Annotated in this window: 19 protein-coding genes and 1 tRNA gene; 17 read left to right on the plus strand and 3 right to left on the minus strand. The window is 31.6% G+C overall.

Going from position 1 to position 24,190, the window contains the following annotated elements:
* Nucleotides 1-40: 40 nt before the first annotated feature.
* From GYM72_RS04480 to priA, 3 genes are all read left to right on the plus strand, one after another.
* A tRNA-Arg gene (locus GYM72_RS04480) sits at nucleotides 41-112 on the plus strand.
* A 94-nt stretch (nucleotides 113-206) separates the two neighbouring features.
* A complete protein-coding gene (gene queG, locus GYM72_RS04485) occupies nucleotides 207-1,133 on the plus strand; it encodes a tRNA epoxyqueuosine(34) reductase QueG (RefSeq protein WP_220264861.1) in 927 nt (308 codons plus the stop codon).
* 94 nt (nucleotides 1,134-1,227) lie between these two features.
* Nucleotides 1,228-3,651, plus strand: a complete 2,424-nt coding sequence (priA, locus tag GYM72_RS04490; protein WP_255571587.1) for a primosomal protein N' — start codon at nucleotides 1,228-1,230, stop codon at nucleotides 3,649-3,651.
* Nucleotides 3,652-3,754: 103 nt separating this feature from the next.
* Here priA and pdxH read toward each other — a convergent pair whose 3' ends face one another.
* Nucleotides 3,755-4,399, minus strand: coding sequence for a pyridoxamine 5'-phosphate oxidase (gene pdxH, locus GYM72_RS04495; RefSeq protein ID WP_220264862.1), 645 nt, complete (start codon nucleotides 4,397-4,399; stop codon nucleotides 3,755-3,757).
* A 50-nt stretch (nucleotides 4,400-4,449) separates the two neighbouring features.
* Between pdxH and GYM72_RS04500 the strand changes: the two genes are divergently transcribed.
* Both GYM72_RS04500 and GYM72_RS04505 read left to right on the plus strand, forming a co-directional pair.
* The gene (locus GYM72_RS04500) at nucleotides 4,450-4,992 is read left to right on the plus strand and encodes a YqgE/AlgH family protein (RefSeq protein ID WP_220264863.1); all 543 of its coding nucleotides are present in this window, start codon (nucleotides 4,450-4,452) and stop codon (nucleotides 4,990-4,992) included.
* Nucleotides 4,993-5,186: 194 nt separating this feature from the next.
* Entirely contained in the window at nucleotides 5,187-5,603 is a 417-nt protein-coding gene (locus GYM72_RS04505; protein WP_160565208.1) for a hypothetical protein, read from the plus strand.
* 85 nt (nucleotides 5,604-5,688) lie between these two features.
* On the opposite strand, the gene GYM72_RS04510 is transcribed toward GYM72_RS04505, so the two are convergent.
* Nucleotides 5,689-6,774 (minus strand): M42 family metallopeptidase, encoded by a 1,086-nt coding sequence (locus GYM72_RS04510; RefSeq protein WP_220264864.1) that lies wholly within the window; start codon nucleotides 6,772-6,774, stop codon nucleotides 5,689-5,691.
* 60 nt (nucleotides 6,775-6,834) lie between these two features.
* Here GYM72_RS04510 and GYM72_RS04515 point away from each other — a divergent pair, with 60 nt between their 5' ends.
* The 5 genes from GYM72_RS04515 (at nucleotide 6,835) to GYM72_RS04535 (ending at nucleotide 14,394) form a co-directional block, all read left to right on the plus strand.
* The gene (locus GYM72_RS04515; protein ID WP_220264865.1) at nucleotides 6,835-7,488 is read left to right on the plus strand and encodes a DUF4294 domain-containing protein; all 654 of its coding nucleotides are present in this window, start codon (nucleotides 6,835-6,837) and stop codon (nucleotides 7,486-7,488) included.
* A 106-nt stretch (nucleotides 7,489-7,594) separates the two neighbouring features.
* A complete protein-coding gene (gene ccsB, locus GYM72_RS04520; RefSeq protein WP_220264866.1) occupies nucleotides 7,595-10,834 on the plus strand; it encodes a c-type cytochrome biogenesis protein CcsB in 3,240 nt (1,079 codons plus the stop codon).
* Between the two features lie 584 nt (nucleotides 10,835-11,418).
* Nucleotides 11,419-12,063, plus strand: coding sequence for a DUF4290 domain-containing protein (locus GYM72_RS04525; RefSeq protein ID WP_166003667.1), 645 nt, complete (start codon nucleotides 11,419-11,421; stop codon nucleotides 12,061-12,063).
* Nucleotides 12,060-13,373: a UDP-N-acetylglucosamine 1-carboxyvinyltransferase gene (gene murA / locus GYM72_RS04530; protein WP_220264955.1), complete on the plus strand. Its 1,314-nt coding sequence runs from the start codon at nucleotides 12,060-12,062 to the stop codon at nucleotides 13,371-13,373. Before GYM72_RS04525 ends, murA begins: the two co-directional genes overlap by 4 nt.
* A 16-nt stretch (nucleotides 13,374-13,389) precedes the next feature.
* A complete protein-coding gene (locus GYM72_RS04535; RefSeq protein WP_220264867.1) occupies nucleotides 13,390-14,394 on the plus strand; it encodes a glycosyltransferase family 2 protein in 1,005 nt (334 codons plus the stop codon).
* A gap of 2 nt (nucleotides 14,395-14,396) precedes the next feature.
* On the opposite strand, the gene GYM72_RS04540 is transcribed toward GYM72_RS04535, so the two are convergent.
* Entirely contained in the window at nucleotides 14,397-14,816 is a 420-nt protein-coding gene (locus GYM72_RS04540) for a hypothetical protein (RefSeq protein ID WP_105297550.1), read from the minus strand.
* 454 nt (nucleotides 14,817-15,270) lie between these two features.
* Here GYM72_RS04540 and GYM72_RS04545 point away from each other — a divergent pair, with 454 nt between their 5' ends.
* The 7 genes from GYM72_RS04545 (at nucleotide 15,271) to GYM72_RS04575 (ending at nucleotide 24,119) form a co-directional block, all read left to right on the plus strand.
* Nucleotides 15,271-17,478, plus strand: a complete 2,208-nt coding sequence (locus tag GYM72_RS04545; protein WP_220264868.1) for an anaerobic ribonucleoside triphosphate reductase — start codon at nucleotides 15,271-15,273, stop codon at nucleotides 17,476-17,478.
* Nucleotides 17,471-17,974 (plus strand): anaerobic ribonucleoside-triphosphate reductase activating protein, encoded by a 504-nt coding sequence (gene nrdG / locus GYM72_RS04550; RefSeq protein ID WP_220234290.1) that lies wholly within the window; start codon nucleotides 17,471-17,473, stop codon nucleotides 17,972-17,974. The genes GYM72_RS04545 and nrdG overlap by 8 nt, the downstream gene beginning before the upstream one ends.
* Nucleotides 17,975-18,147: 173 nt before the next feature.
* The gene (gene gyrA, locus GYM72_RS04555) at nucleotides 18,148-20,760 is read left to right on the plus strand and encodes a DNA gyrase subunit A (RefSeq protein WP_220264869.1); all 2,613 of its coding nucleotides are present in this window, start codon (nucleotides 18,148-18,150) and stop codon (nucleotides 20,758-20,760) included.
* 9 nt (nucleotides 20,761-20,769) lie between these two features.
* Nucleotides 20,770-22,149, plus strand: a complete 1,380-nt coding sequence (locus tag GYM72_RS04560; RefSeq protein WP_220264870.1) for a tetratricopeptide repeat protein — start codon at nucleotides 20,770-20,772, stop codon at nucleotides 22,147-22,149.
* Between the two features lie 121 nt (nucleotides 22,150-22,270).
* Nucleotides 22,271-22,888 (plus strand): LemA family protein, encoded by a 618-nt coding sequence (locus GYM72_RS04565; protein WP_220264871.1) that lies wholly within the window; start codon nucleotides 22,271-22,273, stop codon nucleotides 22,886-22,888.
* Between the two features lie 24 nt (nucleotides 22,889-22,912).
* Nucleotides 22,913-23,335 (plus strand): TPM domain-containing protein, encoded by a 423-nt coding sequence (locus GYM72_RS04570; RefSeq protein ID WP_160565188.1) that lies wholly within the window; start codon nucleotides 22,913-22,915, stop codon nucleotides 23,333-23,335.
* Entirely contained in the window at nucleotides 23,319-24,119 is an 801-nt protein-coding gene (locus GYM72_RS04575) for a YgcG family protein (RefSeq protein WP_220264872.1), read from the plus strand. The genes GYM72_RS04570 and GYM72_RS04575 overlap by 17 nt, the downstream gene beginning before the upstream one ends.
* The last annotated feature ends 71 nt before the right edge of the window (nucleotides 24,120-24,190 follow it).

Below are 24,190 nucleotides of genomic sequence, written 5' to 3' on the forward strand. Positions count from 1 at the left end.
TCCCTAGTTTTTCATATTTTTGCAAAAGATTTAAAAAAAAGGCCTCATAGTTCAATGGATAGAACAAAAGTTTCCTAAACTTTAGATGTGAGTTCGATCCTCGCTGGGGCTACTACGAAAAGACTTAATCTATTGTTTGCAGTATTTTGAGTCTTTTTTTATGTACATGACCTTCACTATTATAATTTATCTATACTACAAACCAATTGAATAAAGAGCAACTTACATATTTCATAAAAGAAAAAGCCAAAGAATATTCTTTTATTGGATGTGGGATCTCTTGTTCAAGATTTTTGGAAGAAGAAGCTCCAAAATTAGAAAAATGGCTTAAAGAAGGTTATCATGGAAACATGAAATATTTGGAAAATAACTTTGATAAAAGGCTTAATCCCGGATTACTTGTTGACGGTGCAAAATCAGTTATTTCCTTTTTATATAATTATTACCCGCAAGAAAAACAAAATACAGAAAGTTACCATATTGCTAAATATGCATTTGGAGAAGATTATCATATAGTAATACGTGAAAAATTACAAAAATTTGTAGAAGAAATCCAAGATAAAGTCGGTCAATTTTCCTATAGAGTATTTACAGATTCGGCTCCCGTGATGGAAAGAACATGGGCGCAAAAATCCGGCTTAGGTTGGATCGGAAAAAACTCACTCTTATTATCCAAACAAAAAGGCTCATTTTTTTTTCTTGCTGAAATCATTTGCGATCTCGAATTGAACTATGATGAAGCTTTTCCAACCAATCATTGCGGAAGCTGTACCCGTTGCATGGATGCTTGTCCCACCCGAGCCATCATATCCGAAAGGGTCATAGATTCCACAAAATGTATATCCTATTTAACTATAGAATTAAAAGATCAGATCGGAAAGGAGTTTGATGGAAAATTGAAAGATTGGATTTTTGGATGCGATATTTGTCAGGATGTTTGTCCGTGGAATAGATTTTCTATACCACATACAGAAGATAAATTTAATCCGCATCCCGATTTGTTATCCTATACTAAAAATGATTGGAATGATATTAATGAAGAAGCCTTTAAAATACTATTTAAAAATTCAGCTGTTAAACGAACCAAATTTTCAGGTTTTCAAAGAAATATTTTCTTTAACAAAAAAACATAACCATATCTACTTAATTATTCTTATACTTATAGGTTTAAAATAAAAAACTGTAAATATTAAATACTGTATCTTTGTTATTTAAAAAATATATCAATTGGAGTTTGCAAACGTAATTATTCCACTTTCATTAGAGGGTGTTTTTACCTATCATATACCCAAAGAATTACAAAACCACATTCAAATCGGGCAACGGGTGGTTGTTTCATTTGGAGAAAAAAAATTATATACGGCTATAGTGGAAAGTCTCCATAATAAGAAGCCGGAACTATATAAAACCAAAGAAATATATACCATCCTTGAAGATTACCCCTTAGCAACTCCAAAATTAATTGAATTTTGGAAATGGATTGCTGATTATTATATGTGCTCTTTAGGGGATGTATATAGAAATGCTTTTCCTTCAGCTTTAAAATTGGAAAGTGAAACATTTATCCGAAAAACATCTCAAAATATAATTTGGGAAGAGTTGGACGAAAAGGAAACGTTTATTATGCAGAATCTCGAAATTAAAACTGCAATTAATTTAAAAGAAATAGAAGCTTTTTTAGCGAAAAAATACATCATTCCTACCATAAAATCTTTATATGATAAAAAATTAATTGAATTAGATGAGCAAATCATTGATAAATATAAACCCAAGAAACTAACTTATATTAAATTAAATCCTTTATTTGAAGATTCAGAACTATTTCAAAAAGCATTGGTCGATATTAATAGGGCGGAAAAACAAAGAGAAGCGTTACTATTATTTATTAAAATGCAACAACAGAGAGCAACATTCATACAAAAAAGAGAGCTGATAGAAATATCATCACCCTCTGTCGTTAAATCTCTGATTGAAAAAAAATATTTAGAAGAATTTCAACTCCAAAAAGATCGTATAGAAGAATATGATGATCATATCGAAGATTCTTATAAACTTTCTAACGCTCAAGATATAGCATTAAGAGAGATTGAAAAGCAATTTCAAAAATTTTCGACGGTTTTATTGCATGGCATCACTTCTTCCGGAAAAACCGAATTATATTTTCAATTGATTGAAAAACAAATTTCTAATTCTCGTAATTCCCTTTTTTTATTACCGGAAATATCCATCACAACGCAACTGGTAAGTAAAATAAAAAAACGTTTTGGCGATGAAGTAGGAGTTTATCATTCTAAACTCAATCAAAATGAACGAGTGGAAGTTTGGAAAAATACTTTAAAAAATAAGTATAAAGTAATTATCGGAGCTCGTTCGTCTATTTTTTTACCATTATCTAACATCGGATTAATTATTGTTGATGAAGAGCATGACAGCTCATATAAACAAACGGACACAAAACCCTTTTACCAAGCAAGAGATTGTGTACAAATCTTAGCGCAACAAAATAATTCAAAAGTTCTATTAGGATCTGCCACCCCCTCTATGGAAAGTTTTTATAATCATGAGCAAGGAAAATTTGGTTTAGTAGAGCTTAAGGAAAGGTTTGGCAATGTAAAACTTCCTGAAATAGAAATGGTTTCCTTATGTAAACCCACAGTAACCCCCAATATATCGTATCGGTTACAAGAAGAAATCCATCAATGTTTAATTCAGAAAAAACAAGTTATTCTTTTTCATAACCGACGTGGATTTTCACCTATTTTGGAATGTAATGACTGCGGACATTCACCGTCGTGTCCTAATTGTGATGTTACTCTTACGTATCATAAGGTAAGCTCAACCCTTCGTTGTCATTATTGCGGATATACCATGGCATTTCCCCAATCATGCCCAAGCTGTCATTCCCATGCTTTAGAAACGAAAGGAATTGGAACCCAGCAAATTGAAGAAGAGGTAAAACAGCTTTTTCCCGATGCTAATATTGCCCGTATGGATGTTGATACTATGAAACGCAAACATGCCTATGAAATATTATTTGAAAATATGGCTCTTAAAGAAATTGATATCCTTATCGGCACACAAATGGTAACCAAAGGACTTGATTTTGATGACGTTCAGTTGGTAGGAATCATACGTTCGGACTCTTTATTAAATCTGCCCATTTTCAGAGCAGAAGAAAAAGCGTTGCAACTCTTGACTCAAGTAAGTGGTAGAGCAGGAAGACGAAAAGAAGGAAAAGTATTAATTCAAACTTTTGACCCGGAAAATCCGTTTTATTTATTTATTAAAGAGAATAACTATAATTTGGCAAAAGAAGGTATTTTAAGAGAACGTAAAGAATATTTATATCCTCCTTACTTTAGATTGATTGAATTGACTTTCAAGCATAAAAATAATGAAAAGGTTAAAAAAGCAGCTGCAATTGTAGGAGATTATCTAAAAAATTTTATTCATGAACCGTTCATTTTAGGACCGGAAGAAGGATTGATACCGAGGATAAATAATCAGTTTATATATAATATTCTTTTAAAAATACCATCTACAAAATCTACTAAAACTAGTAAAAAGTTCATAAAAGAAGCTATTTCAAAATTACAAAGTCTCTCGTCGTTTCGTTCGGTAAAAATTGATGTAGACGTTGATCCTTCTTAATCAATTTATATATCCTATTTTTTGAATTACAATTAGATAAAGCTGAATAAAACAGTTGGGTGGGTTTTATATTGAGTGAAAGTAGAAATAGTTAAAATTAGAATTATGGAGCATACCTTTGGCTAATCCAATCCATATCTTGCAATGTATAAACAATCCGATCGTGTAGGCGATTAGGTCTGCCTTGCCAAAATTCAATTTGATATGGTTTAACTAAATATCCTCCCCAATGTTCGGGTCTTTTGATTTCATCCTTAGTTTTAGTAGAAAGTTCCAATTCCCTTAATTTATTTTCCAAATAATCTCGGTTAGGTATTACTTCACTTTGTGGAGATACAATTGCACCTAACTGGCTACCCAAAGGTCGGGAATGAAAATATCCATCAGATAAATTAGGTGCCAATTTTTCTGCTATTCCATTAATGGTAACTTGTTTTTCAAGACTTTCCCAATAAAAATTCAGGCAAACATTAGGGTTTTTACTTATTGCTCTGCCTTTCCTACTGTGGTAATTAGTATAAAAAATAAATCCTTCCCAAGTATATTGTTTTAATAAAACTCTGCGAGTTCGGGGAATCAAATTATCTTCAACAGTTGAAAGAGCCATAGCATTGACTTCAGAAACTTGATCACTTTGTTCAGCCAGTAAATACCATTCTCTGAATAGTTCCATCGGATTGTCTGTTATATCCGATTCAGTTAGCGAACCTTGTTTGTATATTTTTCTGCGATCAGATAAGTCTTCCATTAGTAAAAAATATGTAATTTTATGTCTCTAAGTTATAAAAGAAGATAAAAATGGATTACAAAGGTAAATTTTTAATTTCAAAACCTATCAGCTATGATTCTTTTTTTTCTAAAAGTGTAATTTTTATTACAGATTATGATATGTTAAAAGGTACTATAGGTTTCACTCTTACAAAAATATATCATCAAAAACTATCGGAGTTAGTCCCTGATATTGATATAGATATGGATGTTTATGTGGGAGGGCCGGTTGATTCAGATCATCTTTTTGTTATCCATTCTCGACCTGATGTAATTGGGGACAGTATCTCAATTAACGAGAAATACTATTGGTCCGGAGATTTTGAAGATATTAAAACAGCTTTAAAAGATAGTCTTATAAAACCGGATGAAATTCGTTTTTTTATCGGATATTCCGGTTGGAAAGCTAATCAATTAGAAAATGAAATTAAAAATGATGATTGGTTGATAAGTGATAATAAAGAGTTAAATGTATTAAAATGGGAAGATCATTTATGGAAAAACCAATTGATAAAAGTAGATAAAAAGAATATAATTTGGATAAATTCTCCTAAAAATCCAAAATTAAACTAATATTCTTTAATATAAATGTTTTTTTATAAAACAATGATATGATATAATAATAAAAAATTATTTGTTTATTTTTTAATTTTTCACCATTAAACCTTGCTAAAATGAAATTTATAATAAAATTGTGAATTTTAACAATTTTTTTAATATTTTTGCAGATAAGTTAACATTATCTTATTTAGCTAACCAATATTATCATGAAAATTCACAAATTATTATTAATTTTAATATTAATAATTTTTGCCTGTTTTAATAGAATAAATTATTTCAATGGGCAAACTACTATTGGTAAGTCATATTCTAATCTTTACTTCAATAATTTACATCAAAATAAGAAATCAACAGATTTAAAAATTCATACTGAAAATTTTGTTTCAACCACCTCAAAAAAATTAGCAAGGAATTACGGAATTAAAAATATTTTTCTATGCTGTTTCCGCGATTTATGTAATCAATATATATTCAACACTTCATCTACCAATAAAGGCATTACAACCCATGCATTTAAAGTAAACCCATTCAAAACTCAAATCGTAACTAACTATAAATTATATATAATAGATGTCTTTGAATTGTCAGAGACCCACTTTGTTTATTTTTCCAAAATATCATAAACTATTTAAAACCATTGATATCACACAATGGAAATAACAAAGAATGTAAAAGGAGCTATTTTTGTAGCTCCTTTTTAAATTTATATTACAAATATTTAAAACTTTGATTATTTTTTATTGCTTTTAAAGCATTATAAATCATAAGAATAGTGCTTTCAACATCTTTTTTATGCACCATTTCAACAGTTGTGTGCATATAACGCAAAGGAAGAGAGATCAATGCAGAAGGAATACCTCCGTTCGAATAAGCAAAAGCATCTGTATCGGTTCCGGTTACTCTACTGGAAGCTTGTCTCTGAAAAGGAATATTATTTTTTTCTGCACTATCAATTATTAATTCCCTTAAATTATTTTGTACGGCCGGCGCATAGGAAATTACCGGACCTTTACCACATTTTATTTCTCCGTGCTTCATCTTATTTATCATGGGAGTAGTAGTATCATGAGTAACATCCGTAACAATAGCTATATCAGGTTTAATGGTTTGCGTGATCATTTCAGCTCCTCGCAATCCAACTTCCTCCTGAACAGCATTAGTGATATATAAACCATAATCGAGCGTATCTTTATTCTCCTTAATAAGCTTAGCTACTTCTGCAATCATAAATCCGCCAACACGATTGTCTAGAGCTCTGCCGACAAAGTATGTATCATTTAATATAAAAAATTCATCCGGATATGTGATGATGCATCCCACATGAATCCCTAATTCTTCAACTTCTTCTTTAGTGGTGGCACCACAATCAACCCATATAGTTTCAACTTTAGGCGGTTCTTCAACTCCGGTATAATTTCTAGTATGAATTGCCGGCCAACCAAATACACCGCTTACGATACCTTTTTTAGTATGTATATGAACTTTTTTAGAAGGAGCAATCATATGATCGGATCCACCATTACGAATAACATAAATTAAGCCGTCATCAGTGATATAATTTACAAACCAAGATATTTCATCTGCGTGAGCTTCTATTACTACCTTATACTTTGATTCGGGATTAATAATTCCGTAAGCAGTTCCGTAATTATCGGTTCTGACTTCGTCCACATAAGGGGTAATATAATCTATCCATAATTTTTGTCCCTTACTTTCGGCTCCGGTGGGTGAAGGAGTATTAATATATTTTTCTAAAAATTTCAACGAATTTTCATTTATAATTGAATTTTTCATATTAACCTGTTTTTTTACAAATGTACAAATTTGGGAATAGTTTTTGACGGGATAAAATTTATGAACTTAAGAATTTTTACTCTTTTATTTATCTTGATTTTCAACATCGTTCTATGTCAAAAAACAGATTCATTAGAAACTAGTATTCATTTTAATTCTGATTCAGTAATGCGTTATGAATCATCCCAGTACAGCATTAGGAAAGACAGTGTATTAATTGACTTAAAAACAATACAAGTAGAAGGTATGCCTAAGTTTAACAACAACTTAGATAAGAATCAGTACAACTGGCTTAAAAAAAGAGTTTTTAGAGTATATCCGTATTTTCTTATAGCACTCAAACAATATAATAATTTACATGATTCCTTAAACTTGAATTTAAATAATGCTGCTTTTCGTAAATATTTAAAAAAAAGGCAAAAGCAACTGTCCGAAGAATATGAAGGTAAACTAAAAGGATTAACCAAAACAGAAGGCAGAATATTTTCCAAATTAATGTATCGTTACACCGGTAAAACCGTTTATGAAATTATTAAAGAATTAAGGAACGGTTGGTCGGCTTTTTGGTGGAATGCAAAAGCGGGAGCTTTCGATATTGATTTAAAAGAACCTTTTGATCCTTATCATATCCGTGATGATGCCTTTGTAGAATCGATACTTCAAAGAGCTTTCCAACGAGGAGAATTGATTCCGCCCAATGAATTACATGATTAAAAAATTAAAAAAAATCATGTTTTAACTATTTATTTTATAAACATTTTGATGAAGAGGTAAGTTGATGTATTTTTGGGAGTTTATATAAAATAATATAAAAAAACCAATGAAGAAAATTCTTGACTTGTTGTTTTCTACTAAAACAACAGCGATTATGTTGGTCATTTATGCTCTCTCTATGGCATGGGCAACTTTTGTAGAAAATGATTATGGTACTTCAGTTGCTAAGGCATTAATATACAATTCGAAATGGTTTGAACTGATCATGCTCATTTTAATCTTAAATTTCATAGGAAATATTAAAAAATATAAGCTTTGGTCTTTAAAAAAATGGCCCATTTTAACTTTTCATTTATCTTTTATCTTTATTTTTTTAGGAGGTGCAATCACAAGATATATCAGCTATGAAGGACAAATGCATATTAGAGAAGGAGAGACTAGTAATGAAATTATATCAGACGCAACCTACTTTAAAGTACAAATTTCAAATTTTCAAGGAGAAACAAGAGCATATAAAGATATTCCTTTCACTTTAACCTCAGAAAATATTCCTTTTTTACTTAAGCCATTTCAAAAGAAATTTTCTGCCAATTACGATTTTTTAGGTCAAAAGGTAAAATTAGAATCTGTAAAATTTATTCCGAGAGCTCAAGATTCAGTACAAATAACACCTTCAGGTAAAAAAATATTAAAAGTAATTTGTTCAGGATCAAAGGGAAGAGAAATTATTTATATTGAAGAAGGAAGTGCCCGACAAGTTCAAAATTCAACCCTAAGTTTCAATAATTATCTTCAAGGAGCCATAAATATTACCACAGAAAATGAAGAAATCTATATTTCTTCGCCCATGATGGGAAGGCGTATGATCATGACAACACAGGAAGAACTTCCGGTTGAAGGAAGCGATAAAAAACAAAAATTACATTTTGCCAGTCTCTATCAATTTCCCAATGTAAGTTTTGTGATACCGATTACTCCTCAATCGGGTAAAATTATTTATTATGAAGGGGATAAAAATAAAAATACTGAGGATCCCGATCTTATTTACATGAAAGCCTCAACCAATCAACAATCTAAAGAATTTTTATTTTATGGAAAAAAAGGGTTAACCGGTGTTCAAAAACAAGTAGCCCTAGATAATTTGCTTATTTCTATAGGTTATGGTTCTAAAATCTATACTACTTCTCCATTTTCGTTAAAACTGAATAAATTTATTATGGAACATTATCCGGGAAGTAACAGTCCATCTTCGTATGAATCCGATATATCCATTTTAGATAATGGAAAAGAAACACCTTTTAAAATTTATATGAATCACATACTCAATTACAAAGGATACCGATTTTTTCAATCCAGTTTTGATTCAGATTTAAAAGGAACCGTCCTTTCCGTTAATCACGATTTCTGGGGGACAACTTTTACCTATATAGGCTATGCATTATTAATTGTGGGAATTTATATGACTTTATTTTGGAAGGGAACAAGATTTTCTAAACTTAATGTTCAACTTAAAAAAATAGCTGCTCATAAAAAATCATTTCTTTTATTATTTCTTTTATTCAGTCAATATGCTTTTAGTCAAAATCCGGAGCAAAAAGATCTAGACACCTTACCAAAATCTTCCGTCCATAAACCGGAAATTCATGAGCATACCCATAGTAAAAATACAACGTATTCAAAAGTAGTAGACGGGGAATCTTTTAGTAAAAGTATACACATTCCAAAATCACATTCAGATAAATTTGGGGCACTTTTGGTTCAATCATCCGAGGGACGAATAGAACCGGTGAATACATTGGCTTTAGAAATTTTGCGAAAATTACATAAAAGCGAAAAATTTTATGAGTTGGACGCTAATCAATTTTTTATTTCCATATCTATCAGTCCTATGCTTTGGGCAAATGTTCCTTTATTCAAAATAGGAACTAAGGGAGGGGACCAATTAAAAAAAATTACTAAAGCAAATACAGAAGGTTATACCTCCTTAATGAATTTATTTACTACCCAACCGGATGGATCTACCGATTTTATTTTGGAAAATGATTTTAAAAAAGCATTTAGAAAAAAGCCGGCAGAAAGATCAAATTATGATAAAGAAATAATTGAGTTAAATGATAAGCTCCAAGTAATGCAAGGATTAATCAGCGGGTATTATTTAAAATTTATTCCGATACCCAACGATAAAAATCATACCTGGACTTCCTGGATTTTACCCGATATGAAAACTGATAGCGTTGCTTTGAATTTGTTGGGAGGATATTTTAAAGCGATAGTGGTGGCTGAAAAAAATAATAATTGGAATCAAGCGGATGAAGCCCTGGAAAAAATATCCGATTATCAACTCAAATGGGGGAAAGAAATTATACCCTCTCAAGCCAAGATCAATTGGGAATTAAGATATAATAATTGGGATGTATTTTTTAAAATTATGATAATATATGCCGTATTGGGACTTGTATTACTAATATTGGCATTTACTAAGCTATTTACTGAAAACTATAAGCTTTATTCTTGGTTAGAGGGTATTTTGTTAAGCCTAGTTATACTAACTGCTCTTATACATGGAATGGGATTAGGGATTCGATGGTATGTTTCAGGACATGAACCCTGGTCCAATGGATACGAAGCGGTACTGTTCATAAGTTGGATAAGTGTACTTGCCGGTTTTCTCTTATATCGAAACAGAAATGGATTTATCCCTGCGGCAGGTTGCTTAGTTGCAGTTATCTTAATGGGATTTGCTCATGGAGGAGATCAGATGAATCCACAAATTACACCCTTAGTTCCTGTATTGAAATCATATTGGCTAATGATCCATGTTGCGGTAATTACATCCAGCTATGGTTTTTTCGGATTGAGTGCCTTAATAGGAACCGTAGTTTTATTTTTGTTTATAATAAACCGTAAAGATATTTCTTATAAAGTTGAAAATTCAATTAAAGAATTAACTATTGTAAATGAACTATCATTGACGATTGGTATTTTTTTATTAACCATCGGAACATTTTTGGGCGGTATCTGGGCAAATGAAAGCTGGGGGAGGTACTGGAGTTGGGATCCTAAAGAAACTTGGGCATTTATCTCCGTAATAGTTTATGCGGTTGTCTTACATCTGCGATTAGTTCCTAATTGGAGGGGTAAATACCTATTTAATTTTTTATCTTTAGTAGCTTTTTCGACCATTATAATGACATATTTTGGTGTAAATTATTATCTATCGGGTTTACACTCTTACGCACAAGGAGATCCGGTTCCTATCCCTTTATGGGTATATATTGTACTATTATTGGTTGCTATATTAGGATTAACTTCATATATAGCCCAAAAAAGAAAATTCAATTTCTAAAAAAATTAAATAAATAAACAAAATATAAAATATAGTTATAAATATTCTAAAAAGATAAATTAATAGAGAATCAAGCTTGTTAAAATCAATTACATTCCTAGATAACCTTATTAATTGCATAAAAATAAAATTATTTACATCAATTAATTATTTATTAATGAAAAAAAATTAACTATATGATAAATAAATACTAATTACAAGGAAAATATCAAGAATTATGATTACATTTGCAACCTACAAATAGTAGATTTATAATTTACTAAAACTATTGTTCCTTTTAAAAAAAATTTCCGATGACATTGTTTATAAGTCGCATAAATGTTTATGATTTAGTCAGGAGTTTACAGTTTACTATATAATAAAAACAAAAATATACTTTATAAGACTAAAGTATAAGCTAAATAAATAGAGACTCAGAAATTTTATGACAAAAATTTCTTTATGGCAATTTGTTTATGTTAATGTAAATTACACGGTCTTATATATAAACCATTAGCTTACCTAATAGGTCGGAAAAAAGGAGTCTTTTCTACAGTAAATTTTACACAAAATAATATTTGTATTATTAATTTTAAAATTAAAATATGGAGTATAATACTCAAAGAAAAAAATTAATTATCCCGGAATATGGAAGACATGTTCAACAATTAGTTGATCATTGTATGACGATCGAGGACGATGATGAAAGAAATAAATTTGCCAAATCAATCATTGATGTTATGGGAGATTTAAATCCTCATTTAAGAGATGTGCCGGATTTTCAACATAAGCTATGGGATCAACTTTTTATAATGGCCAATTTTGAATTAAAAGTAGATTCACCTTACCCGATTCCAACCAAGGCAGAAATGAACACGGCTCCCAAAAAAATGGCCTATCCTTCCAATGAATCTAAATACAGATATTATGGAACGAATGTGAAAAAAATGATTGAAATAGCAAAATCATGGGAAGAAGGTGATAAGAAAGAAGGATTGAAATATGTGATCGCTAATCAAATGAAAAAAAATTACCTGAAATGGAACAAAGATCAGGTAGAAGATGAAGTAATATTTAATCATTTAGAAGAATTATCTAACGGTTCCTTAAAATTGAGTTCAAAAGAAGCTTTAATGAATGTGCCGGTTCAGACTAATTCAAATACTTCTTATAAAAATAAGAATAGAAACAACAATAGTAACTATAGAAATCAAAAGAAAAATAATTTTTCTAAAAACAAAAATAAATAATGAATACTTTTCAGATTTGCGGTGGAAAGCCTCTTCATGGTGAATTCTTTCCGCAAGGTGCCAAAAACGAAGCTCTTCAAGTTATCTGTGCAACTCTTTTAACATCAAAATCAGTTAGGATAAAAAATATACCCGAAATTCAAGATGTTTTAATACTAATTGAAATATTAAAAACTGTGGGTGTAAAAGTTACCCGAAATGTTAAGGGAGATTATACCTTTTGTTCTGAAGAAATTGATTTTGAATTTTTGAAAAGTAAAGAATTTAGAAAAAACGGAGCTCAGCTAAGAGGTTCCATTATGCTATTAGGTCCTCTTTTAAGTCGATTCGGAGAAGCTTATATTCCCGTTCCCGGCGGTGACAAAATCGGTAGAAGAAGATTAGATACTCACTTTAAAGGCTTTATTGATTTAGGAGCTCAATTTGAATATGACGAAGAAGAAAAGTTTTATTCCGTAAAAGCTAAAAAGTTAAATGGTAATTATTTACTTTTAGAAGAAGCTTCCGTAACAGGTACTGCAAACATCATTATGGCTGCAGTTTTGGCTGAAGGAAAAACTCAAATATATAATGCAGCTTGTGAACCCTATATCCAGCAATTATGTAAGATGTTAATTAAAATGGGCGCAAAGATTGAAGGAATTGGCTCTAATTATTTAACTATTTATGGCGTTTCCAAACTTAACGGTGCCGAACACATTGTACTCCCTGATATGATTGAGATTGGAAGTATCATTGGCTTGGCTGCCATGACTAAATCGGAAATTACCATCAAAGAGGTTAGCTGGGAAAATTTAGGTAATATACCGGATACCTTTAGAAGATTGGGTATTCAAATCGAAAAAAGAGGTGAAGACTTATATATTCCTTCACAAGAACATTATAAAATTCAAAATTTTATAGACGGATCTATATTAACGATTTCCGATGCTCCTTGGCCGGGATTCACTCCCGATTTATTAAGTATTATTTTAGTAGTTGCCACGCAAGCTAAAGGAAGTGTTTTAATACATCAAAAAATGTTTGAAAGCAGACTGTTTTTTGTTGATAAACTCATTGACATGGGGGCACAAATTATTCTTTGTGATCCGCACAGAGCAACAGTTATCGGATTAAATCATGAAATTCCTTTACGAGGAACAGTAATGACTTCTCCGGATATCAGAGCCGGCATATCTTTACTAATTGCCGCCATGTCAGCAAAAGGAACCAGCCGAATACATAATATCTATCAAATCGATAGAGGCTATGAAAACATCGATGAGAGATTAAGGGCCTTAGGCGCCGATATTGTTCGGATGGATCTATAATCAATAAAACAAAACTATGCATGGAGATTTACATTTAAAAATTTCAATTATTATAGCAGTATATAATAGAAAAGATGAACTACAGGAATTACTGTTTAGTTTAATTAATCAAACGGATAAAAATTTTGAAATTGTTATTGTAGACGATGGATCTCAAGAAAAACTAGAGCCTATAATCTCCACATATGCAGAAGTATTGGATATTAAATATTATTACAAATCAAATTCCGGAGCAGGATTATCAAGAAATTACGGAGCGGAACACGCCTCAGGAAATTATTATATTTTCTTAGATTCAGATTGTATTGCTCCGGTTCATTATATAGAAAATGTGCGTAAAGAATTAAGATTAAATTATGTGGATGCTTTTGGTGGAGCTGATTCGGCAGATAAAAATTTTAATGATTTACAAAAAGCAATTTCATATTCCATGACTTCTTTATTAACCACGGGAGGAATTCGTGGCAGTAAAAAAGCGATAAATAAATTCCAGCCCAGAAGTTTTAATATGGGTATATCCAAAGAAGCATTTAAAAGTGTTGGCGGATTTTCGGAACTGAGGGTAGGAGAAGATCCCGATTTAAGTCTTACTCTTTGGGAAAAAGGGTTTAAAACCCGATTTTTTCCTGAATGCAAGGTTTTTCATAAAAGAAGAACTTCCCTTAAGAAATTTGCTAATCAAGTATATCATTTCGGAATTGCCCGTCCCATATTGAACCAAAGACATCCTAGCTTTACAAAAATTACTTTTTGGTATCCTTCTCTTTTTTTGATATTCACTGTTTTGTCCTTAGTATTATCGATAGTTAATTATAGGTGTATCTTTCCTTTGCTTTTTTATTGCTGTGCTATTTTCCTTGATTCAAGCTATAAAAACAGGAGCATCAAAATCGGTCTCATATCTTTACTTACAACATTTATTCAATTTTTTTCCTATGGATTTGGCTTTTTACAATCCTATATAAAATTAAATATCTTAAATAGGGAACCTAAAGAGGCATTTCCATCACACTTTTATTAGTTTTATTTAAATGAAGCATGATTACTTGTTTTAAGCAATCTTCCTTCTCCCATAATTTCTTTTTTACCATCAAAATAATAGGTATTATAGTATAAAATGTTTTTTTCAATTTTAACAGTCTTTACTTTAATCCCTCCATTTTTATTAATAAATCTTTTAAAACTGTCCTTTTTAGCGTCTCGATTAGAGAAAAATAATATATAATCACAATCATTTAACCATTCAATCCTTTTAAAAGATTCAACTCCGTTGGTAACTTCCAACTGTTTATTGCCATTTCTCACAATAAGAGAACTTAAATTGGAATTTTCGCTAATATTTCTGAATTCACCCCGATTAAAGTCAAGACAGGTAAGGTTCTTTTCCTGAGCATAGCAGATAAAAGAAGTATATAAAAATAAAAGTACTGATAGTTTTTTCATGTCTCAAATATAGTAAAATAATATCTCCAAATTTAAGTCCCTGTTAATAACTTTACTACCTAAATGCTGATCTTTTAAAATGTGATTATTTATTATTTTGACTTATTTATTTTTTTAGACGATTCGATCAATAATTGATATTTTTATATAAATTTTAGTAATAATATCATAAGAAATAATTATGTTGAAAATTAAATTCTTAAATAAAAAAAGCTAAGTAAAAATAAAATTATCTTTGTACTAACATATGAAGCTTTATCGAATACATGACCAATAATAGGAAAAAATCCTGTATTCTTACTACCTTAAATTATTGAATATTCAATAATTACGTTACAATTATTAGTATTCCAAGTTTCATATATAACCCTGTATTTGGCGACAATTAAATTTTATGTCTCCAAGTATAAGGTTTTCATCTTACATAAATTGCAATAGATAAAGTAAACATAAAATGATTCAGACAGTTATTAAAAGAGATGGACGCATTGTCGAGTTTAATAAAAATAAGATTTTTAATGCGATTAGCAAAGCTATGCAAAATACGGAAAATGGAGTGGATTCTTTTTTAATACAAAAAATTACTGAAGATATATCCCAAACAGGCAATGTAGAAATGACGGTTGAAGCCATTCAAGACATGGTAGAGATGGAATTAATGAACAGTCCCCGTAAAGAAGTTGCAAAAAAATATATTTCCTATAGAGATCAAAGAAATGTTGCAAGAAAGGCTAAAACATGCAATATGTTTTTGGAGATTATTGAAACTAAATCCAATGAGGTTACAAGGGAAAACGCAAATATGAATGCTGACACCCCCGCAGGAATGATGATGAAATTTGCCAGTGAAACAACCAAACCCTTTGTGGATGATTATCTTTTAAGTCCTGAAGCCAAAGAAGCGGTCCTTTCCAACTATATACACATTCACGATAAAGACTATTACCCGACTAAAAGTCTAACTTGTGTACAACATCCATTAAATAAAATTTTAGAAAACGGTCTTTTTGCAGGACATGGAGAATCAAGACCGGCAAAAAGAATTGAAACTGCCAGCATGTTGGCTTGCATTTCTTTAGAAACCGCTCAAAATGAAATGCACGGAGGACAGGCAATTCCGGCATTTGACTTTTATTTAGCGCCGTTTGTTAGAAAAAGCTATATTGAGGAAATAAAAATTCTTGAAAATATAAACGGTCAAAATTATGAACACCTGTATGACTACGCGATTAAGGATTATGTTAAGGAAGAACTTGGTCATAAACAAGGTGATGAAAGAATCGTACAACATGCCATCAATAGAACCGTAAGCAGAGTTCACCAATCCATGGAAGCATTTATCCACAATATGAATACGATCCATTCCAGGGGAGGAAATCAAGTAGTATTCAGTTCCATTAATTATGGTACGGATACTTCTCCGGAAGGAAGATGTGTGATAAGAGAACTTTTAACAAGTACGGACGAAGGTGTTGGAAACGGTGGAACTGCGATTTTTCCTATCCAAATATGGAAGAAAAAGCGAGGAGTAAGTTATTTACCGGAGGATCCAAATTATGACCTGTATAAATTAGCATGCAAAGTTAGCGCCAGACGTTTTTTTCCAAACTTTTTGAACTTAGATGCTACGTTTAATCATCATGAAAAATGGAATGCACAAGATCCTAAAAGATATCAATACGAAACAGCCACTATGGGATGTCGTACGCGTGTGTTTGAAAACAGATTTGGAGAGAAAACATCCATAGGTAGAGGTAATCTTTCTTTTACAACAATCAACTTAGTTAGATTGGCATTAGAAACCCGCGAAATAAATGATGAAACTGAAAGAAAACATCAATTTTTCCAAAAGCTGGATCATACGTTACATATAGCTGCCGAGCAACTGCATCAACGTTTTGAATTTCAAAAAACAGCAGCTCCCAAACAATTTCCTTTATTAATGTCGACATTATGGAATGGATCCGAAGAACTAAAGTCTGAAGAGACAGTAGAAAAAGTAATCAATCAAGGTACTTTGGGAATCGGGTTTATAGGACTTGCCGAAGCATTAGTTGCTTTAATAGGAAAACATCATGCGGAAGATGAGGAGGCTCAAAAATTAGGACTGGAAATAGTTACATTTATGAGGGATAAGTCTTTAACTTTTTCAGAAAATTATAAACACAACTATAGTATTCTAGCTACACCGGCAGAGGGCATTGCAGGTAGATTCACCAGAAAAGATAAAAAAGACTTTGGAAGTATTAAAGGTATCACGGACAGAGAATACTATACTAATTCTAACCATGTTCCTGTATATTATAAATGCAGCGCTCACTTAAAAGCTAAAATTGAAGCACCTTATCATGATTTAACTCGCGGTGGACACATTTTTTATGTTGAAATAGATGGAGATGCCACTCACAATCCCGAATCAATCATGGCTGTAGTGGATATGATGGATAAATATAACATCGGCTATTCTTCCGTGAATCATACTCGAAACAGATGTTTACCCTGTGGGTATGAAAATGCTTCTGCGCATTTAGACGAATGCCCAAAATGTGGAAGCACCCATATTGACCGTTTGCAAAGAATTACGGGATATTTAGTAGGGACAACCGATAGATGGAATTATGCTAAGTTAGCGGAATTAAACGACCGAATTATTCATGACTAAACTATCTATACTAGATATTATACAGGATACAACGGTGGACGGGCCCGGCTTTAGGACTTCAATTTATGCGGCAGGTTGCATTCATAAATGTGTAGAATGCCACAATCCGGAATCTTGGGATATTGATAATGGAAAACCATATACAATTAATGAGCTGATTGAGATTATAAATCAATCAGAATTTTCAAATGTAACTTTTACGGGCGGTGACCCGTTAATACAAGTAAAAGAATTTACCGAACTAGCCAAAGAAATTAAAGCTACTTCGCATAAAAATATTTGGTGTTACACCGGATTTACCTTTGAGCAAATACATAAATCCAAAAAATTATCACAAATTTTACCTTATATAGACGTACTTGTAGACGGTAAATACGTGAATACTTTATACGAAGAAGGATTACCATTTAGAGGAAGTACCAATCAAAGAATAATTGATGTCCAAAAAACACTTTTGCATAAAAGTATAGTAATCAGAGAGAACCAATTTATATAAAAATTTAATAAGTAAATATTCCATTGAGATAAATTCATTTGAATCCAAATTGATATATAAATACGAACTATAATCGCACAAAATCCTTAAAAGGCATGTCTAATTGCGTGTTCGATAAAAATTCATTATCTTTACGGTCTTATATACTAAAGAAAAAATAAACAAGTACACTTATGATAGGAGAAGGGGAAAAATTAATTCCTATTAATATTGAAGATGAAATGAAATCATCTTACATTGATTATTCAATGTCTGTGATAGTTTCCAGGGCTCTACCCGATGTAAGAGATGGTTTGAAACCCGTACATAGAAGGGTTTTATATGGGATGTATGAATTGGGAGTTACTGCCAACAGTTCTTACAAAAAATCTGCAAGAATCGTTGGGGAGGTTATGGGTAAATACCATCCTCATGGAGACTCGTCAGTATATGACACTATGGTAAGGCTTGCTCAGGAATGGTCTATGAGGTATCAGCTGGTAGACGGTCAAGGTAACTACGGTTCCGTAGACGGCGACCCGCCTGCAGCAATGAGGTATACTGAAGCCCGACTAAAAAAGATTTCTGAAGAAATATTATCGGATATAGATAAAGATACGGTTGATACTCAACTTAACTTTGACGATACGTTAGAAGAGCCTAAAGTGATGCCTACCCGTATTCCTATTCTGTTAGTGAACGGTGCATCAGGAATCGCGGTTGGTATGGCTACCAATATGGCTCCTCATAATCTTACTGAATCTATTAGTGCCATTTGTGCATATATTGATAACAGAAATATTACTATTGATGAATTAATGCAGCACATTAAAGCTCCCGATTTTCCTACCGGTGGTATTATATACGGTTATGAAGGGGTAAAATCTGCGTTTGAAACAGGAAGAGGAAGAATAATTTTACGTGGAAAAGCCAATTTCGAAGAAGTACACGGCAGAGAAGCCATCGTAGTTACAGAAATTCCATATCAGGTAAATAAAGCCGATATGATTGCTCGTACGGCCGAATTAATCAAAGAAGATAAATTACAAGGTATTTCTGAAATCAGAGACGAGTCTGACAGAAATGGAATGAGAGTAGTTTATGAACTTAAACATGATGCCATTCCAAATGTAGTATTAAATCTTTTATACAAATATACAGCATTACAAACCTCATTTAGTGTTAATAACATTGCACTAGTAAACGGAAGACCCGTTCAGCTTAATTTAAAAGATATCATTCATCATTTTGTTGAGCACAGACATGACGTAGTAGTAAGACGTACTCAATACCTTCTTAAGAAAGCTCAAGAGCGAGCCCATATCTTGGAAGGATTTATGAAAGTTATTGCTACTCAAGATACTTTAGATTTAGCCATCAAAATAATCCGTGAAAGTTCAAGTCCCAGCGAAGCAAAAACGGGCTTAATTCAAGAATTTGAATTAACGGAAATACAAGCTCAAGCGATCCTGGATCTTAGATTGGCTCGTTTAACCGGAATGGAGTTGGATAAAATCCGAGATGAGTACAATGCCATTATGAAAGAGATCGAATACCTTAAGACTATTTTAAATGACGAAGGACTAAGATATTCTATCATTAAAGAAGAATTAGAAGAAATCAAGCAAAAATACGGTGACGAGCGTAAGACTGAAATCAATTTTGCGGGTGGTGAAATGAGTATTGAAGATATTATTCCTGACGAAAAAGTTGTTTTAACTATTTCTAAAATGGGATATATCAAAAGAACTTCTCTTTCTGAATATAAGACCCAATCAAGAGGTGGCGTTGGAAACCGTGCAGCATCTACCAGAGATGAAGATTTCCTTGAATATGTTGTTTCCGCTACTGCACATCAGTATATGCTTTTCTTCACAGAAAAAGGTAAATGTTTCTGGTTACGAGTATTTGAAGTTCCAGAAGGTTCCAAAATAGCTAAAGGACGACCTATTCAGAATTTAATAAATATCGAATCAGACGATAAAATCAAAGCTTATATTTTAACTCATGATTTGAAAAATGAGGAATATATAAATAATACGTTTTTAGTAATGGTTACCCAAAAAGGAACCATCAAAAAAACAACATTGGAAGCTTATTCCAGACCACGTGCCAACGGAATTAATGCTATTAATGTTAGGGAAGGAGATACTTTGGTAAGCGCAAGTTTAACTTCCGGTAACGATGAAATAATGATTGCTACCAAATATGGAAAAGCTATTCGCTTCCCTCAAGAAAAATTAAGACCCATCGGTAGAAATGCTTCAGGTGTACGAGGTATTACTCTTGGCGATGAGGATGACGAAGTAATTGGAATGGTTATTATTTCAGATCCTGAAAATGACACTATTTTAGTTGTATCAGAACAAGGATATGGAAAACGAACTCATGCCGATGCCTATCGTATTACTAATAGAGGAGGAAAAGGAGTCATAACTTTAAATATAACTGATAAGACCGGTAATCTGATAGCTATCCAAAAAGTAACCGATGATAACGATTTAATGATTATAAATAAATCCGGTGTAGCCATCAGAATGTCTGTAGAACAACTTAGAGTTATGAGCAGGAATACACAAGGAGTTAAATTAATTAATCTTAAAAAGAACGATGAAATTGCTGCCATAACTAAAATTGAAAAAGAAGAAGGGGTTGATGAAGAAGAATATGATGAAAATGGAAATACTATTAATGGTGAAACCTCGCTAAACGTTACAGAAACAAATGAAAAATTAAATGATTCTGACGGTTCAGAAAATGATTTAAATGAATCAAACGAAGAAAATAATTCAGAATCACAGGATTAAAACCATTATATGAAAAAAATATCAGTTTCTCTATTTATATTAGTTAGTTTATGGTCTTTTGGCCAAGAGAAAGAAATAAAAGATGCTTTTAATGCATTAGAGAAAGGAAATAAAACTCAGGCAGAGTCATTAATACAGCAAGTAGAACCAACGCTTAGTTCTAATATATCCGGAATCAATCCCGACGTATATGCTAAATATTTATATATAAAAGGAAATTCTTTATTGGAACAAGGAAAAACTCTTGAATCTGCTAAAATATTTTCCAAATTAGCCCTTTATGAAAAAGGCCCTATTTATTCTTTAAAAAATAAAAATACTAAAGAAAAGGCTTTTGTTCTTACTAAAGAAGAAGCAGAAAAACTTAAATCAGAAGGTTTTACAGGTTTAAAAGAAACAAAATCGGGTACAAACTATATTCAAAAAATAATTCCGATTTTAGAACAAAAAAGACAAGAATTATCCGGCAGGGCAACTTCTGAATATAATGCAAAACAATTTTCGAAAGCGGCTGATGATTTCTTAGAATCCTTTTATTTAACTCAAGCAGCAGGAAATGCGGATGAAGTTTTTAAATATTATGCAGCAATTTCTTATCATGCAGCCAATAATAATAAAAAAGCTCTTGAACTGTACTTAGAATTACTAAATGAAGGTTATACAGGTAAGACAACCACGTATACAGCGTTACAAAACGGTAAAAGAGTCGGTTTAAGCGAAGAACAATACAATTTATTCAAATCGGCACCTAATTCCGGATTTTCTGACTTTAAAAAAGAGGAATCACCTTCCGTTGAAGCAGATTTATACAATTATGCAATTTCCTTATTAGTTGCAGATAAAAGGTATAATGAAGCTATGACTTTAGCTGAAAAAGGATTGAAAAAATTTCCGAATGATACTAATTTAAATTCTCAAATAGGAGAATTATACTATCAAACCGGTCAAACAGATAAATACATTGCTAAATTAAGAGAAGCTATTGTAAAAAAACCTAATGATTATATTTCTTATTATAACTTAGGAGTATTATACAGCAAAGATCCTAAAACAGCTGAATTAGCTAAAGAATATTATAATAAGACTATACTTATTAAGCCTGATTATCCAGCAGCATATCTGAATTTGGCAGCTTTATTATTAGCTCCTGATAAAGAAATTGTAGAAAAAATGAAAGCCTTAGGATCTTCAAGAGCTGATCAACAAAAATATGATGCTTTAGTCGAAAAAAGAAAAGCAATGTTCAAACAGGCTTTACCTTATATGGTGAAAGCATACAGTTATGATCAAAAAGATAAAGGAATTATTCAAGCACTAATAGAAGCGTATAGAGTTTTACAGATGAAGGATAAAATGGAAGAAATGAAAAAAGCAGAATCTGCTTTATAAAGAAAATAATATAATACAACATATTGTAAGGGAAGTAGTTGAAAACTTCCCTTACTTTTTAGGAATAATATTTGATATTGGATAATATAATAAATAGTAAATATAAATTTAAGTAAAAATTATGAAAAAAGGATGTTTAATCGGAGGTGGTATTATAGGATTAATCGCTATAATTGTAATCGGAGTATTTATGTGGGGGGTAAGCATTAATAATAATATGATTGAATTAAATAACGATGTAAATTTAAAATGGAGTGCTGTAGAAAGTTCATATCAAAGAAGATCAGACTTAGTACCCGGTTTAGTAGCAACCGTTAATAAAGCAACCAATTATGAGAAAGAAACTCTTACTTCTGTAATTGAAGCCAGAGCAAAAGCAACTTCAGTACAGATTGATCCTTCAAATTTATCTCCTGAAAAATTAGCTGAATATCAAAGAGCGCAATCCGGCTTAGGTTCTGCTTTAGGCAGATTATTAGTTACTATTGAAAAATATCCTGATTTAAAAGCCAATCAAAATATTTTAGGACTTCAAAATCAGTTGGAAGGAACAGAAAATAGAATTAAAATCGATAGAGATAACTTCAACCAATCTGTTACAACCTATAACAATTATATACAAAAGTTTCCCGCAAGTATTGTAGCTAATTTTAGAAATTTTAAAGAAAAAGGAACATTTAAAGCAGATGCAGGTGCTGAAAAAGCCCCAAATGTTGATCAATTGTTAAACGGTAAATAATTTAAAAAAACTACTTTTAGAATAATGTTATTTTCACCCCGGGACGAAGAAGATATTATTGAAGCCATTAGACAAGCCGAAGCAATGTCTACAGGGGAAATTAGGGTACATATAGACCAAAACCTAACGGGGGATGCGTTAGCCACAGCGCAATCCCTCTTTACCAAATTGGGTATGGAAAAAACAAAAGATAGAAATGGTGTCTTATTTTATGTATCCGAAAATAAGAAAAAAATTGCTGTAATTGGAGATGTCAACATTCATAAATATGTGCATCAAAATTTTTGGGATGGACTTTTAAAGGAAATTACATTTTCATTTAAAAAAGATAATTATAAAGAAGGATTAATCAACGCAATTTTAAAAACCGGAACTAAATTGAAAAAATTTTTTCCAAGAGATGGAAAAAATATAGAAAATGAATTACCCAATGAAATATCCCGTTAAAATTATTTTAGTCCTTTTTGGCGTATTATTTTTAAATAATTTCATTTACGGCCAAACGGAATTTAAAATCCCGGAAAAACCAAATATAATTTACCCCGTTAATGATTATGCTAATATTCTTACGGAAGAGCAACAAAATAAATTAAATAATAAGCTAATATCTTATAGCGATTCAACCTCCACGGAAATAATTGTTTGTCTTGTTAAAACATTAAATGGTGACGATATCAATTATGTGGGAGCCAAATGGGGTGAAAAATGGCAAATCGGACAAAAATATAAAAATAATGGTATTTTATTATTAATAGCTTCCGATGATCATAAATTAGCTATACAGAATGGACGGGGAGTGGAAGATGTCATGACTGACTATACTTCCAGTACTATTATTCATCAATATATGATTCCTTATCTTCAACAAAATGATTATTATGGTGCTATAAACTCCGGTACGGATCAAATTATAAAGGTTCTTCAAGGGAAATTTAAAGCAGATAACCCGGAGGATACTGATGATACTACTTCAGGGATCATAGTTGCCGTATTTTTATTTTTCATTATACTGTTGTATATATTAATGCATAAAAACAATAGAAACAACACATATTATGACCGAAATGGTAAAAGAAGAAATAATGATGATGATTTTTGGGGTGGTTTAGGTGGATTTATCGGCGGAAGTATATTTGGCGGTAGTGGGGGCAGTAGTTCCCGAGGTGGTGGTTTTGGAGGTTTTGGCGGAGGAGGAAGCTTCGGTGGCGGCGGTGCTAGTGGTAGTTGGTAATTTTTAAAAAATATAACTATCAGCTACCGTTTATTTTTCTCATTCTTTATTCGTGTTAATATGGAAATGAA

This window comes from Apibacter sp. ESL0404 (assembly GCF_019469245.1).
GTDB lineage: Bacteria > Bacteroidota > Bacteroidia > Flavobacteriales > Weeksellaceae > Apibacter.